This is a genomic window from Photobacterium satsumensis (genome assembly GCF_050336935.1).
Classification (GTDB): domain Bacteria; phylum Pseudomonadota; class Gammaproteobacteria; order Enterobacterales; family Vibrionaceae; genus Photobacterium; species Photobacterium satsumensis.
In genome coordinates, this window is record NZ_JAKJSK010000006.1 from 1,589,603 (window position 1) to 1,604,857 (window position 15,255).

General features: G+C 46.2%; 10 protein-coding genes. 2 read left to right on the forward strand and 8 right to left on the reverse strand.

All coding sequences use genetic code 11. From position 1 onward, the window contains the following. Positions 1-2: 2 nt before the first annotated feature. Positions 3-1,319 carry a DUF1501 domain-containing protein gene (locus L4D79_RS07350; RefSeq protein WP_428649380.1) on the forward strand — a complete coding sequence of 439 codons (1,317 nt, stop codon included), beginning with the start codon at positions 3-5 and terminating at the stop codon, positions 1,317-1,319. Between the two features lie 100 nt (positions 1,320-1,419). Here L4D79_RS07350 and L4D79_RS07355 read toward each other — a convergent pair whose 3' ends face one another. The 7 genes from L4D79_RS07355 to L4D79_RS07385 all read right to left on the reverse strand — a co-directional run bounded on the left by L4D79_RS07355 (position 1,420) and on the right by L4D79_RS07385 (position 12,745). Further along, on the reverse strand, positions 1,420-2,607 hold the full coding sequence (locus tag L4D79_RS07355) for a YibE/F family protein (RefSeq protein ID WP_428649382.1): 1,188 nt from the start codon (positions 2,605-2,607) through the stop codon (positions 1,420-1,422). Positions 2,608-2,668: 61 nt separating this feature from the next. Further along, complete coding sequence (locus L4D79_RS07360; RefSeq protein ID WP_428649384.1) at positions 2,669-4,918, reverse strand: bifunctional metallophosphatase/5'-nucleotidase; 2,250 nt, start codon at positions 4,916-4,918, stop codon at positions 2,669-2,671. A gap of 715 nt (positions 4,919-5,633) precedes the next feature. Beyond that, complete coding sequence (locus L4D79_RS07365; RefSeq protein WP_428649387.1) at positions 5,634-6,389, reverse strand: SDR family NAD(P)-dependent oxidoreductase; 756 nt, start codon at positions 6,387-6,389, stop codon at positions 5,634-5,636. 213 nt (positions 6,390-6,602) lie between these two features. Next, on the reverse strand, positions 6,603-8,174 hold the full coding sequence (locus tag L4D79_RS07370) for an Lcl C-terminal domain-containing protein (protein WP_428649390.1): 1,572 nt from the start codon (positions 8,172-8,174) through the stop codon (positions 6,603-6,605). Between the two features lie 74 nt (positions 8,175-8,248). Further along, on the reverse strand, positions 8,249-8,923 hold the full coding sequence (locus L4D79_RS07375; RefSeq protein ID WP_428649393.1) for a response regulator: 675 nt from the start codon (positions 8,921-8,923) through the stop codon (positions 8,249-8,251). Between the two features lie 19 nt (positions 8,924-8,942). Beyond that, positions 8,943-10,400 carry an ATP-binding protein gene (locus tag L4D79_RS07380; protein WP_489685938.1) on the reverse strand — a complete coding sequence of 486 codons (1,458 nt, stop codon included), beginning with the start codon at positions 10,398-10,400 and terminating at the stop codon, positions 8,943-8,945. A 137-nt stretch (positions 10,401-10,537) separates the two neighbouring features. Next, a complete protein-coding gene (locus L4D79_RS07385) occupies positions 10,538-12,745 on the reverse strand; it encodes a bifunctional metallophosphatase/5'-nucleotidase (RefSeq protein WP_428649399.1) in 2,208 nt (735 codons plus the stop codon). A 296-nt stretch (positions 12,746-13,041) separates the two neighbouring features. Between L4D79_RS07385 and L4D79_RS07390 the strand changes: the two genes are divergently transcribed. Next, positions 13,042-14,166, forward strand: a complete 1,125-nt coding sequence (locus L4D79_RS07390; protein ID WP_428649401.1) for a multidrug effflux MFS transporter — start codon at positions 13,042-13,044, stop codon at positions 14,164-14,166. Between the two features lie 57 nt (positions 14,167-14,223). On the opposite strand, the gene L4D79_RS07395 is transcribed toward L4D79_RS07390, so the two are convergent. Further along, a complete protein-coding gene (locus tag L4D79_RS07395; protein WP_428649404.1) occupies positions 14,224-15,216 on the reverse strand; it encodes a helix-turn-helix domain-containing protein in 993 nt (330 codons plus the stop codon). Positions 15,217-15,255: the final 39 nt, after the last annotated feature.

Below are 15,255 nucleotides of genomic sequence, written 5' to 3' on the forward strand. Positions count from 1 at the left end.
TGATGATGAAATTATCGCGACGTCGATTTTTACAACACAGCGCCCTGATGACAGGCGCAACGGCACTTCCAATGGCCTTCTCGGTTTCAAACAAAGCCTATGCCGCTGAAGATTACAAAGCGTTAGTGTGCGTCTTCCTAAGGGGAGGCAATGACTCGTTCAATATGGTCATGGCCGGCGATGACGACTTATACAGCAAATATGCAGCACGCCGACCAAATATTGCTATCGATAAAGCCAGTCTGCTTATGACGGGGAAATCCGATGATAACGGTGTCCCCATCGGCCTGCACCCCAATATGCCGGGGATCCAGTCATTGTTTCAAGATGGTTTAGCCGCAGGGCTCATTAACATTGGCACCCTTGTCGGCCCTGCCGGCTCAGGAGCCCCTTACCCTACCGGCTTGTTCAATCATTCTAAACAACAATATGCCTGGGAGAGTACTTGGCACTCCAGTGCTTATGCCTCGTATGGTTGGGGGGGCTTGTTGATGGATCTTCTCGCCCAGGGTGGCGCGATTCCTGAACTGGTATCACTGGGGGGCAATAGCTGGTTAAGCGGTATGAATGTCAGCGACCTGCGTACCAATACCCAAGGCTCTGTCGCAGCGGTTAATGCTTTTAGCGCCTCGGGGACACTGGAGAGCGAATATAACGAGATGGTTGATGAGGTCTATCTCTCACCATTCCACCAACAGTACCTGAAGCAGCACGGGGACTTTTTGGCTCCTTATAACAACTTCCGCTCATTGATTGATTCCACCGAACTTGATCCGGCCATTAGCCGAAACAGCTCGCTTGGCGCACAGCTATCAGCAGTTAAACGGATCATTGATGCCTCTGTGGCTTCAGGCAGTGTCGGGCGGCAGGTCTTTATCGTCAACCAGGGGGGCTATGACACCCACAAGAACCAGGTTCCGCGCCACCAGTCGCTGTATAGCCAACTCGATACCGCTTTAACTGAGTTCACGCTGGCACTGGGGTCACTGCAACCCAATGTCACTAGCTTTACCATGTCGGACTTTGGTCGCACCATGCACAACAATGCCAACGATGGCACCGATCACGGTTGGGGCAGTAACCAGCTAGTTATTGGTGGGGGCGTATTGGGAGATTGCTACGGTGCCTACCCGGACTTTAGTGTCGGCAGTACAGATGACAATGGTAAAGGAAGGCTGATACCCACTCTTGCCCACGAGCAAATGGCGGCAACCCTCGCCAATTGGTTTGGGGTCAGTGATACAGGGGTTCAAACCGTTTTCCCTACCACATCCACTAACTTCGGTCTCGGCAATATGAACTTGGGCTTTATGGTCTAGATCGCAAACCTAGAACCAACAAACTAGTACCAATAAAAAAAGCCACGTTGCATTAAAGACGCATCGTGGCTTTTTCACTAATACCTCAGAGTGTCGGTAACTACTCTTTAACTGGTTCAGCTGCTGAAGAGGTTGCTGATTCGGTAATTCGTGTTGATACTGGTAATGCAGCATTTCTCTGGTAGACAGCACTAGCAATCAGCACGGTTAACGGTACTGTCATAATCAAGCCAATGCTTCCCGCCAACCCGTGGATCATGGCCAGCGACAGTGCTGGAATGTTCATAAACTGCATCAACGGCATCTGGAACCCCCATACCATCATTATCGTGGTAAGTGCGCTACCCGCAAACGCCAATACCAGCGTATTGGTCATGGTACCGAGAATATCTCGGCCGATACGGATCGTCGCCCACAGACGGTCTTTTTCCGATTGCTCCGGCGATATCTCACGAAGTTCATGGTATGACGACGCCATCGAGATCGCCACATCCATTACCGCACCAAGCGCCGAGATCATGATTGCGACAAACAATAGCCAGCGTACCTGCACCTGAGCCTCACCACCGAGATAGAGGATATCTTCCCCTTTCTCAAGATATAGGCCATTAAGCTGCGCCATTTCACCAAAAAACTGCGCCATCAGGCCAGCCATGACGACCCCGGCCAATGTCCCCAGCATAGAAACCAGCGACTTCTTATTCCAACCCGCCACTAGCAGGAAGTTGACCACAATCTTCACCGCCATCAGGCCAATAGTCACGAGGATCGGGTTCCAACCGGCAAACAGGGCTGGAACCAGTACGCCAATTAGCAGCGCACCAGTGAAATACAAAGAAATCACCGAATTCACCCCCTGCAAACCAGCAAAGAGTACCGTCAGCAACACGATGATCCCAACCATCCAGTACACCGCCGAGGAGCGGTCATGGTTATAAGGCCAATAAATAGTTCGGCCGCCTTGCTCTCGGATCAGCAAAATGAAATTATCACCTGCGGTAACATACACATTATGCAATCGGCTCAGTTGGTTCTCGACTTCGACTTGCTTGCCTATGTCATCCCCTTCACGTAATTCTACCAATAAGCGTTGACGTCCTGTCTTAACTGAAGGCACTAAAGGATCTGACTGAGTACTCTCAGCTAAAACGTCGATCACATTCGCACGGACAAACTCCTGGTTGCTGTACGCTTTCGGCCGAAATGATTCACTCACCGATGGTGAATACCACAATATGGCCGTCGATATAAGAAAGACCACAAAAGGAAATAATAATCGTTTTAACATTTCATTTTCCAAAACAAGAAGGCGCCGAAGCGCCTTCTTTATTTTATTTAAATAATCTCAATTACAGCTGGTTACCGTAAGTACAGCCTTCATATGGGTTGCTTGCATTCAGATTTTCAAACCAAGTGTCATCATTTTCAGCGTTAACCGACACATTGATAGCATCACGCGCACCAGGACCAGAGCGCATCACACAGATTTCTTTCTTCTGTAGACGCTTCCATAGGGCTTCGCCTTCAGCACCATCTTCACGCGCTAGCAAGATTGCACCTTTGTCTTGCTGGGCAATGTTACCATTGGCATCTGAAGGACGGCCATACTGCTCAATATACCAGTTAGAAGTCTCGAAGTTGTCGCGATCCAGACGCGTGTTATCAGCAACATATTCCGTCAGCATGTCGCGAATAGCATAAACCTGTTCAGCCGAAGATTCCCAAATAACACTCTCGTCAGAAACCCAACCTTTTTCCTTCATTGGAGAACCGAAACGGTAGTCGTTGATTGCAAGAACATAGTTTGCCTTCGGATCCAGATCTGCACCACGAATCTTGATATTCTTGATACGCTCACCAACTACTTCTGCTAGGTCAACAACATACTCAATTTCGCCACTGAAGATATCATAGTTAAATGAAGCAACATCTTCGTTAAACGATACAGTGATATCACCATCTTGGTACTGGTTGAAGTAGCTATATGACCACTCCATGTACTCTTTCAAATGTTCACCCGTTATGTTTACCGCAACCAACTGGTTATCGTACATGTACAGGTTTGCACTGTCTTTCTTGCGGTATGTTTCACCATCAAACAGGTTTGAACCATCAGAGAACAAAGCTGCTGCTGAAACGTCAACAGTGATCCTATTACCTTCAGAGTCTGAGCCTTTGTCTTCGACATTAATGATCTGAATTTGGTTGATAAGCTCAGTAAGAGGCATATCAGCCACTTTAGCACTATGGATAGTCGAGTACAGACGTAAACCTTCGCTGTTCAGCACCTGGCCTTCAAATACAGCTTCGTCAGCGTAGCCCTGTTTCTCTTCATTTGCATTCGGTGTATTGGTGAAATTACCGACGATCTCACCGATGATTTCGTTGGCGTCCGCTACAGACTCATTATGGATATGCTGCATTTCATTCTGAAGTGCGGCATCTTCTTCAACATCAGCAACCGTGCGGTTAGATAGCGTGGTATCGTAGATCTTCCAGTTACCATCTTGGTCTTTGAACAGATCAATTTCAGCTTTGGCTAGTGCCCAACCCCAGTTACCCGGCTCGATAACTTTCACTTTCGAGTCACGGTTACGCGAGTTGTAAACACCCGATTTAGCCTTGTCTTCTACTTGGTTGGCTTTATCACCTGAAACCGTGATGTCGTCCATACCATTTTCAAATGGCGCACCCAAGTCGATTTGCTCGATGAAACGAGCATGTTCGTGACCCATGAAGATCACATCGAACTTATCTGCCATCTTAGAAGCGATTTCGTTTACGCCACGTGCATGTGATTCGCTACGACCATGGTGAAGCGCACCGATAACAACATCTGGTTGGTACTGTGCAATCACTTGGTCAACTGTGTTTTCCAGTGATTCAAACTCTTCTTTGAAATCCAGGTTACGGAAGTTCTCTGGGTTTGATGCGTTCCAGATTTTCACATAAGAAGGCGTCAAACCAATAACAGCGACTTTGGCACCGTTGTAATCAAAGATCTGGTAGCCGCGAAGGAAAGGCACTTCTTGACCATTGGTTTTACAGTCAGCAGAGTTCTTATCCCAAATGATGTTGGCAGAGATCACCGAACCATTGAAACCTTCAAGGCTGCGCTCAAGGAAGGCACGCTCAAAATCAAACTCGTGGTTACCCGGCACCCATACGTCGTAATCCATGAAGTTCATGGTCTCAACCACAGGGTGAACGGGTAGGTCGTTGAATAGCTCTGCTGAGTTACCCTGTACCGTATCACCTAGGTCAATCATCAAGAAGTTATCGTTATTAGCGCGCTCTTCATTCAGCAACGTAGCAATCTTGGTAAAGCCCGCATTCACATCGACATCATCCAATGCGTAGTCGTATGCAAAAATACGGCCGTGCATATCACCCGTAGCGCCAATTGTGATGGTTTGGAAGTTAAGGTTTTCGTTGTCACCTTTAACAATTACTGGCTGGGTTGGCTCATAGGTTTTACATTCAGCGATTGAAGGACGCGATGGCTGTGTCTTATCATCACTGCTACTGCTATTACACCCTGCTAGGGCGGTAACAATCGCTGCACTCAGCGCTGCTACTTTAATTGTACTCTTAGTCATAATTAGGCAATCAATAAAATAATAAAAATAAAAAATGGAAACGCGAGCAAATATACGCCCCAAAAATAGAATAAAAACTCGAAAACCACTAAGACTGTTTCTGAATGTAAATTCAGTAACTTTGATAAATGAGTCGTTAATTGTAAACCTTTGCATGCTGCATGAACGTTAACCGTCAACAATCACACAACACAAACACGGTTACTAAACGAGCAAGCAAACGTTTGCTAAGCGTGATACTGATCTCAAAATACTTAGATACGTAAAATAGTCACAACCTAAAAATAGTGATGAATGTCACACAATATAAGCACGATTCAGTCTGAAGGCCTCAGAATAAGTTAGATAATTGGGTACTTACAAAATGAAACTCCTCGCTCCATTCTTGACCACCAAGAGCAATTAACCACCGTTATTGCGGCTTTTACAAGAGTATAGAAAACAATAAGCTCCTCACTTGTAATACCGTGTAAGCAAATGAATTAATAACAGCACCTCTTTACACTCGTTTCAAAGTGCATGTTTATAGCAACAACAATACATCGTCCACAGGATAAACATCATGTCGTTAGAATTGGGAACGCAGTAATAAGAAGGGAAAACAATACAAAGAAAAATAAAACGACGAGCACAAAAAAAACGGCAGATATAAATATCTGCCGTGTTCAACTATCTAAGATATAAAGCTAATATTTCACTTTATATGGCAAAGGTATTAGATACCCAGAGCCTGACCACCACCGATCTGAAGAGTTTCAGCTGTGATGAATGACGCATCTTTACTTACTAGGAAAGAAATAGCAGAAGCCACTTCTTCTGGCTGGCCTAGGCGGCCAAGCATGATGCTGTTAGCCCAAGAAGCAAATACTTCAGGCTTAGTTTCTTTGATTTGCGCGTGGAACGGCGTGTCGATAGTACCAGGAGATACCGCGTTAACACGGATGTTTGCTGGTGCTAGTTCTTTTGCAAGAGCACGAGTTAGCGTGTGAACTGCAGCTTTAGATGTACCGTAGATACCTGCACCTGGGCCACCTGCGTTCCAAGCAGCGTTAGATGTGAAGTTGATGATTGACGCGTTGTCAGACTTCTTCAGGAACGGGATTGCCGCACGAGAAACAAAGAATGCGCTGTCTAGGTTAAGTGCCATCACCTTACGGAAGAAGTCAGTTTCCATGCCTTCGATTGGGCTACGGCCGCCTAGGCCACCAGCATTATTTACTACAACATCGATCTTACCGTATTTTTCACCGATAGCATTGATGTTTTCAGTTACAGCATTCTCATCAGTAACGTCAAAGCCACGGTATTCCGCTTCGATGCCTTCACCGGTTAGCTCAGCAACACAGCTTGCACCCTTGGTGTCTTCGATACCGTTCAGGATCACAGTGTAACCATCTTGACCAAGACGCTTAGCAACTTGGAAACCGATACCGCCTGTAGCACCAGAGATAAAAGCAACTTTATTAGACATATCAATGTTCTCTTTGAGTTAGTTAATGGCTATGCCGAAGCTCTGAGGAAAAGTACGCTTCGACATTTAGCAATCAATAATATTGTATTACAATAACACTTTTAATATGAAATTCAAGCCATGAGAAGGGATCAACATTGATCTTCGTCTTGTTTCGGTACAAAAAAAGCCTTGGTGCGCTCACCAAGGCTTTGTGCAATCATCGTTTGTTATTTATTTACCCGGTCTTTTAGGCAGTTCATCGCGTGTAAGATAGCCATCATTATTCGTGTCTAGACGGTCAAAATCACGCTTTAAAGGTCCACGTGCTTCATCACGGGAAAGTTTACCGTCGTTGTTTATATCCATTTGAGTAAATGGATCGTGGCCTTGGCGATCACCCTCATTACTGCGCTTTGTTTTACCCATTTCTTGTTGACTACCAGGCTTATGTGCATCCATTGACGTATCAGAGCTATCAAGCGTGTATTGTTTGGTTGCGCGCTCTGTTGACTCTGGCTGCACTTCAAATACTGTATTGCTGTCAGTGACACATCGAACGCTATTACTATAGCGAATAGCATCGCCTTGCGGCCCGTGCCCTTCAGGGTAATCAACCCCCTTGTAAACTTTCGGATCACTGCGCTGAGCACCTGCACCATGCACATCAATCCATTCACCATTCATATAACCCAGTGAACGCCCGAAAGCCATATAGGCAGCATGCTCCCCATTTTTTAGGTTAAGGTGAGTCGTGCTACTCCAATAGTTTGGATAGTCCTGCTTGCCGCCCTCATTAACAAATGGCGTCACCTCGAACAAACTGTCAACAGCAGCACTGTTACTGGTATCAGGTGACTTGCTGTAATCAACAATCGACTGTAGCTCTTTGATATTTGGCAACCTCCAATCGCTGTTACCCGCTAGTTCAAGGTTTTCACAGTACTCAAGTGCAGTTGGCCAATCCATACCAGAACCGCTGTCAGCCTGCTGCCAAGTCAGTCCTGTAGCTTTATCTATCACCGTCCCATTGTTGTTATCTGAAAAATCATTAATGCCATAATCGGTGTTACCGCGAACAACCATGACATAGAAGGTTTTCTCCCCACCATGTGGAGACTCCATACCATAGCCTTTTATACGACCATCGATGAAATTCACCCCAAATACGGTCTCATCTTCATTCATCGTAGTTGACACATATTTAGTGCTACTCACATATTGGGAATCAATTAATCGCTCGCCAGCGCTTAGATCGCCAGACTCGAAACCGAAGTACTCGTGATCAATGAATGGACGGATAGAGTAAGTACCAGCACCATTTAAACCGCTGGGATCCTCACCATCGAACATCATCAATGAATACAGCTCTTTGATGGTTGGCACACGCCAATCACTGTGGCCTGCCAATTCCAAGTTTGAGGCATAGGCGAGGGCTTCATCATAAGTCATCTTATCTGCTGCGGTTATTTTTCCATCGCCGTTGGTATCCGTGGTTTGCGCCCACATAAGGCCGGTATTGTTATCTGTTACTGTACCGTCATTATTACGGGTATAACTTGGAGCGTTGCCCTGGTACTGGGCATCCTGACCGAATCCAGTTTTTCCTTCTTCGGTAGGGCATTCATCTAATACACTCTGTGCATCGGTACAAAATGACTGGTTGGTATCGACAATACTGTAGCTGTATTGCGGGGACTGGCTAGTCGCTGCGACTGTAGAGAAAGCAGTCATTCCAGTGATTGCAATGGCAGCAGTTAATTTCGAAATGCGGAAAAAAGCGTTTTTAAACTCAGTCTTATTCATGGTTACCCCAATCAAGCTTTAATGTGTTGATGGGGTAACTATGCGCTGTAATTGTGTGCGAAATATGGAGCAATCTAGGAGATTGCATCAATTTCAAACCGGTAACCGACCCCGTAGACCGACTTGATCCAGTCGCTCTCGCTGTCTATCGCTAAGATCTTCTTACGTAAGTTTTTGATATGGCTGTCAATCGTACGATCCGTCACCACCCGGTCATCATCATAAATCTTATCCATCAATTGATTGCGGCTGAACACTTGGCCGGTATGCTGGAAGAAAAACGCCAATAAGTGAAATTCTGCGGGAGTAAGACTTAGTGCTTTGTCATGTACCCAAGCTTTCATTTGGGCTTCATCAATTTTCAGTACGGATACCGATGTGAGTGACTGTGTTGGCTGAACTCTTCGTAATACATTCTTTACCCTCACCACCAGCTCTCTGGGGCTGTAAGGCTTGCACACATAGTCATCCGCGCCCAGTTCTAGCCCTAACAAACGGTCTATTTCATCAACTTTGGCCGTCGCCATAATGACAGGCACTTCACTGAAGGTACGCAATTCACGGTAGATATCCAAACCATCGCGATTGGGTAACATTAAATCCAAGATCACCAGCTCAGGGGTATGCTGTTTAATCCAGTCAATCACTCGGCCGCCGTCTTCAATGATATGACTCTCGTAGCCACTGTGGGACAGGTACTCCCCCAGTACGTTGGCTAATGCCGCTTCATCTTCAACAATCAAAATCACTATGCGAACTCCTCTACCTTCATCCTTGCCTCGGAAAGGTCACGACCATCTTAACCCCGCCCCGCTCTGAGTGGGCTGCATATATCTGCCCATGATGAGCATCAATAATACTTTTGCAAATCGCCAGCCCTAATCCAGATCCACCATGCTCCCGGCTACGGGATTGATCCACCCGATATAGCCGTTCAAACAGCCTAGGGAGCGCTTCATCCGTTACCCCGGGAGCACTATCTTCAATAACGAGTGCTACTTCATGCTCAAGCAACTCCAGAGATACACAAATATTGCCACCGGCATCGGTATAGCGGTAACTGTTCTCCAGTAGGTTAGTGACAACCTGCTCTATTTTTTCTCGCTCTCCCTCTATCATCATAGGCTTAGATGCCACTTTGGGTTGGTGCAGAACAATCTGTTTTTCTTTTAGCCTTGCTTCAAAACGCGCCAAGCAAGGGATTAGCAACTCACTGAGCTCGAGGGGCTCTGGAACGATAGCGCTACTGCCCGCCATATCAACCAATGAAAGCACACGCAACTCTTCCACTAACTTAGTCAGATTGAGAACCTGATGGTGTAAAGATTCGATATAACGAGGTTCAGGCTTGCGAATACCGTCAATCAACGCCTCCAGTTCACTCCTTAGCACAGCCAAAGGGGTACGCAGCTCATGGGAGATATCCGATAGCCATTGCTCCCGCATCTGCTCTTGTTGCTTGAGGTTGGCGACAAGGTGATTGAAAGCATGGATCACATCGGTGACCTCATCATTGCCCCGAAAATGGATGTAATGATCCAGATCCCCCTGTTGGACTGATTCCGCTCCCCGATGCAGAGCCTTGAGTGGTTTTAGTAGATACCCCACTAATCCACTGGCAAAAGCTAAACTAACAACCAATGTCGCCAGCGAAATAAAAATAATATTGCGGGTTTGCGAACGTAAAAAACTTTCAGCCAGTGCATTCGACAGAGATAGGCTTTGGATCACCGTTATCCAGCCGACCTTCTCCCCCTTGTAGATCACCGCCACTTTCTCTACCCGAAAGTCATTGGGCAGCAAGCGTAAGTTTTCAGGCGCTCCCAATAAAGGTTCATTGGTAAGTGAAACAAGATTAACTCGCATCCCCAAGGGGATAAACACAGACGAAGGCTTATCCAACGGCAGAGCAGGTTTAGCGCTATCAGCCACTTGATTTGGGTCTGTATGCCCTCTACCTCTCGGGGGAGGAATTTCCCCCAGCTGTTGTAGCATAGAAGCAAAAATATGGGGCGACTCAACCAACCGTGTCCAACCGTACTGTTCTGAATAATAAACAGAAAGTTTTTCGGCTAAGAGCTCAACTTTCAGGAGCTCTTCTTGGTTAATAAACCGCTGAAAACCATCTTTGAAGCTTGAGTTAATCAACAACCCCATGCCAATGGCCACTAATACACTGCTGAAAAATAAACATATAAAGAGTTTTCGAAACAAAGAAATCCGCATTGGCAAATCCAAGTTAAAGCCACTTAATAAGCCTACAGGATAAAATGGGAGAAAATATGGAGAGGGGCTAAAGAACACATGAATTAAAACAAAAAAGGCGCCGAAGCGCCTTTTACTATGTTTATCCAGCTAGTCGATTACTTAGGCTGGTTACTATACGCACAGCCTTCGTAAAGTGCTTCCTGAGTCGCGTCTGAAGAATAGTTCGGGTTTGCGAACCATGTACCTTCATCAGCTAGGTTTACAGATACATTGATAGAGTCACGCGCTGATGGGCCTGAGCGCATCACACAGATTTCCATATTCTGTAGTTTGTTCCATAACTCGGCACCCTCACCTTCACGCAGCGACAGGATGTCACCTTTATCCGCAACCTCACCTGCAGCATTTGCTGGACCGTATTGCTTGATGTACCAGTTCACATTCTCAAACTTGCTGCGATCCAGCACACCTTCGTTCTCGACGTATTCGGTGATCATGTCACGAACGGCATAAACTGGCTCATTCGAAGAATCCCAAATTACCTGCTCGCTGGTGATCCACTCTTGGCCAAGCAAGGTGCCTAGGCGGTAATCATTAATAGCGAGTACATAATCAGCTTCTGGGTTGAATTCACCGCCACGGATCTCACCAATATCAATTCGCTCACCCACCGCATTGCTCAAATCAACAGTGTATTGGATAGAACCGTCGAAGATATCGTAGTTATAAGCAGGGATCGCAGGGTCAAAAGACACCGTAATGTCATTTTCTTGGTAAGTGTTGAAGTAACCGTAAGACCACTCCATGTATTCTTTCAGCTGCTCACCTTTAATGCTGACAGCAACCAGTTGGTTGTCGTACATGTATAGGTTGGCACTGTCTTTCTTACGGTATTCCTGACCGTCGAACAGGTTCGAACCGTCCGAGAACAGCGCTGCGGCAGAGACATCAACTTTGATGCTGTTGCCTTCGACGTCAGAGCCTTTCTGCTCAATGTTCATGATTTGGATCTGGTTGATCAAATCTGTGATAGGCATATCTGACAATTTGCCAGTATGGATTGAACTATACAGGCGTAGGCCTTCGCTGTTCAGCACTTGTTCTTCAAGTACCGCTTCGTCTGCAAAACCACCTTTAGAGTTGGTGAAGTTACCTTTCACCTTACCAATCATAATATTGGCATCTTCAACAGAAGCATCATGAATGTTCTGCATCTGCTCCTGAAGACTCTTGTCTTCTGCGACCTCTTCAACCTTACGGTTGGATAGCGTGGTATCAACAATCTGCCACTTACCTTGCTGATCTTTCTCTAGCTCGATCTCTGCTTTAGCCAGTGCCCAGCCCCAGTTACCCGGTTCAATGATCTTCACTTTTTCATGGCGGTTTTCAGCGTTGTACACGCCCGACTTGGCCTTATCTTCCTGCTCGCTGTTACCATCGACAGAGATCTCTGGCATTTCAGCAGTAATATCTGCACCTTTTTCAACTTGCTCGATGAATCGAGCATGTTCGTGTCCCATGAAAATCACATCGAACTTATCGGCTAGCTCAGAAGCAATTTCATGCACACCACGACCATGCTCTTTGCGGCCATGGTGCAAGGCACCAATCACCACATCAGGTTGGTATTGGTCAATAACAGCGTTAACTGTGTCCGTCACCGCTTCCAGTTCATCTTTGAAGTCGAGGTTACGGAAGTTCTCTGGGTTAGAGGCGTTCCATACTTTGACATAAGAAGGTGTTAGACCAACAACAGCCACTTTGGCGCCGTTGTAATCGAAAATTTGATAGCCGCGTAGGAATGGGACTTCTTCTTCGTTGGCTTTACAGTCAACCGAGTTCTTGTCCCAAATGACATTGGAAGAAATCACAGAGCCGTTGAAATTCTCAAGGCTACGCTCTAGGAAAGCACGCTCGAAATCAAACTCGTGGTTCCCCGGTACCCACAGGTCATAATTAAGAATGTTCATGGTTTCAACCACAGGGTGAACTGGGTCATTGTTGAACAGCTCAGCCGAGTTACCCTGAACCGTATCACCCAAGTCGATCAGCAAGAAGTTATCATTGCTTGCACGCTCATCTCGCAGCAGGGTCGCAATTTTCGAAAAGCCTGCATTCCTGTCCACACCATCTAACGCGTAGTCATAGGCAAAAATACGGCCATGCATATCACCCGTCGCTCCGATGGTGATCGTCTGGCTTTTTAATTCATTATTTTCGCCTTTTACGATCACCGAAGGAGTCGGTTCAAAGGTTTTACACTCAGCGATGGTAATCGATGCTGAGTCACTCGCATAGCTTCCAGCCGAAGCCAATAGGATAGCGGCACTCAGTGTCGCAAGCTTAAAGGTTTTATTTTTCATCTCAAAGAGCCTAAAGTATTGGAATAAACCTAGGCAATATAAGGGGAAAAAATAGAATAAATACGTAAAAACCACTCAATCTGTTGCGAAATGTAAATTCAGTAAGTTGGATAAATGCGCGGTTAAATGTAAACCGTTTCATGCTGCACACTCGTTAAAAAACAACAATTGAACAACGGGCAATTAGTAAATATATACTTTGTCCTTATTTTGATGTTTTTTGTATTTATGTTGCTAATGGTTGCACCACTCTCCTCCCTATAATGTCCCCACGTTAAGACATCGGAGACGCCAAAATGAAAACAAAACCTTCTTTATCACTAATGGTTATCATGCTGATGTTTCCCCAAATAGTGGAAACCATTTACAGCCCGGCTTTAGGCTCTATTGCCCAAGCATTTTCGGTCAGCTATGCACAAGCCGCCCAAACCCTATCAATCTACTTCTCTGCGTTTGCAATTGGTGTGGTGGTTTGGGGAGTCATGGCAGATAAAATCGGCAGAAGACCAACCATGTTATTGGGACTGTTGACCTACGGTTTAGCGACTTTATTGGCAATACAAACTGATAATTTTTCTGTCATCATGCTGGCCCGTGCATTAAGTGCGTTTGGTATCGCTGTCGGTTCAGTGGTTACCCAGACCATGCTAAGAGACAGCTACAACGGCGAAGAGCTGGGAAAAGTGTTTAGCATCATGGGGATGGGGATTTCGATTAGTCCTGTACTCGGCATGTTACTCGGCGGGCAACTATCGCAATCCGGCGGTTACCGCGCGGTATTTATGGCATTGACCGTAATGGCCGTCCTGTTGTTTGTGTACAACTTGGCCAAGTTACCTGAAACCCAACACAGCAAGCAACCATTGCAACTGAAGGCCCTGGCTGTTCGCATGTTTAAGGATGTGCAAATTTGGCAATCAGCGTTACTCGTAGCGTTATTCAATATTGCTTTGTTTGCCTATTACCAACTTGGAGCCTTTACCTTTGAACAGCTTGGTTATAATGCCCAACAATTTGGCTACAGCGGCATTGTATTAGGGCTTGGCACTCTGATGGGAAGCTTTTTGAACAAGCACCTCATTACACGAAAGTGGCAGCAAAAAACACTATTGTGGCTATCTGCAACACTGCTGTTAGTAGGCGGTATCGTCGTCACACTAATGCTCGATAGCATTTGGTTTGTTATGCCAATGGTGCTGGTGGTGATGGCCTTCGGCATTGCTATCCCCAATGTATTGAGCGCTGCGCTAGTGGATTACAAGCAACAGGCAGGAAGTGCGGGCGCCGTGTTCGGATTGATGTATTACCTGATGATAGGTAGCGGACTCGGTCTGGCCGGTATGGCGCAAAACCTAGGAATAGTACTCACCGCTTGCGGTCTCGCTTCTGTACTCATTTTGCTCATTCGCAAAAATGCCTAAGTCTATTTTTTCACCTAGTAATAAGGCCCTCTTCAGTAGCTGAAGAGGGCTCTTTGACTAAACGGTTTCTTTGCAAATCGCCATCATTTGTCTTCGATAAGCCGGCGCAGTATGGCCTGTCCAGTTTTTGAAGGCTCGGTTGAAGTTACTGAGATCATCGTACCCCACCCGCCAGGCGACCTCTTGGGTACTGACTCCTTCTTGACCAAGGAGCTTTATTGCGTGATCTCGCCTAGCGTTGTCTCGTAATTCTCTGAAGGTTAGATCTTTGAGGCTTAGGTTGCGCTGCAGGGTTCTGGGCGTCATACCCAGAAGTTGTGAAAACCACTTGATATTGAACCAAGGTAACAGTGCATAGGTATCGACGAGTTTGCACACCGAATAGTGCCAATTGGCATCGATAGCTTGCTCGGGAATGGGGGTGAAGTCTTCGGGGAGCGGAACAGTAAAACCACCAAACGCTTGGCTAAACTCAATCTGCGTCTTAGTAAAAGACGATGGAAGTTTGTCTGCATTGGTATTAGCCGATACTAACCTAGCTTGCCCAGGCTGCCAGAAACCTTCGATAAACCGACGACAATAGTTAATCATCGCTAACGTTCTAAACCACTCTGCCTGTTCAAATCCCGGGGTCGATTCGCGATAGGCACTGCGATGACACAGCCACCATTGGCCATCAATCACCTCTGTCCAGATAATCACGTGATTGCTGAGCTTGGGCAGTTCAGAAACTAGCAGTTGGATCCCCTCTGAAAAGCTATGGCATTGCTGCACCTTGCTATCCAACTCAGGTGAAAGCTGCTTGACGGTAACAAATCGGCCAATTTCGATCCCGACTAAATAGCCATATCGTCTTTCCAAGCCAAACAAAAAAAGCATGATGTCTTTAGTCGGCAACCAATGCTGCTTGTCCATCATTTCAACCGGTAAACCACACTCGTCGGCGACCACCTTCCAATCAAAGCCTTTTTTTTCACAGTATTCGATGAATGGCCAGATATTCATGGTGGAAGTCAGAAGGATATCTGTAGTCGTGGAAGTTGATTTCATATCGGTTTGCCGGGGAATAAGGGCCAATTGAGCCATCAT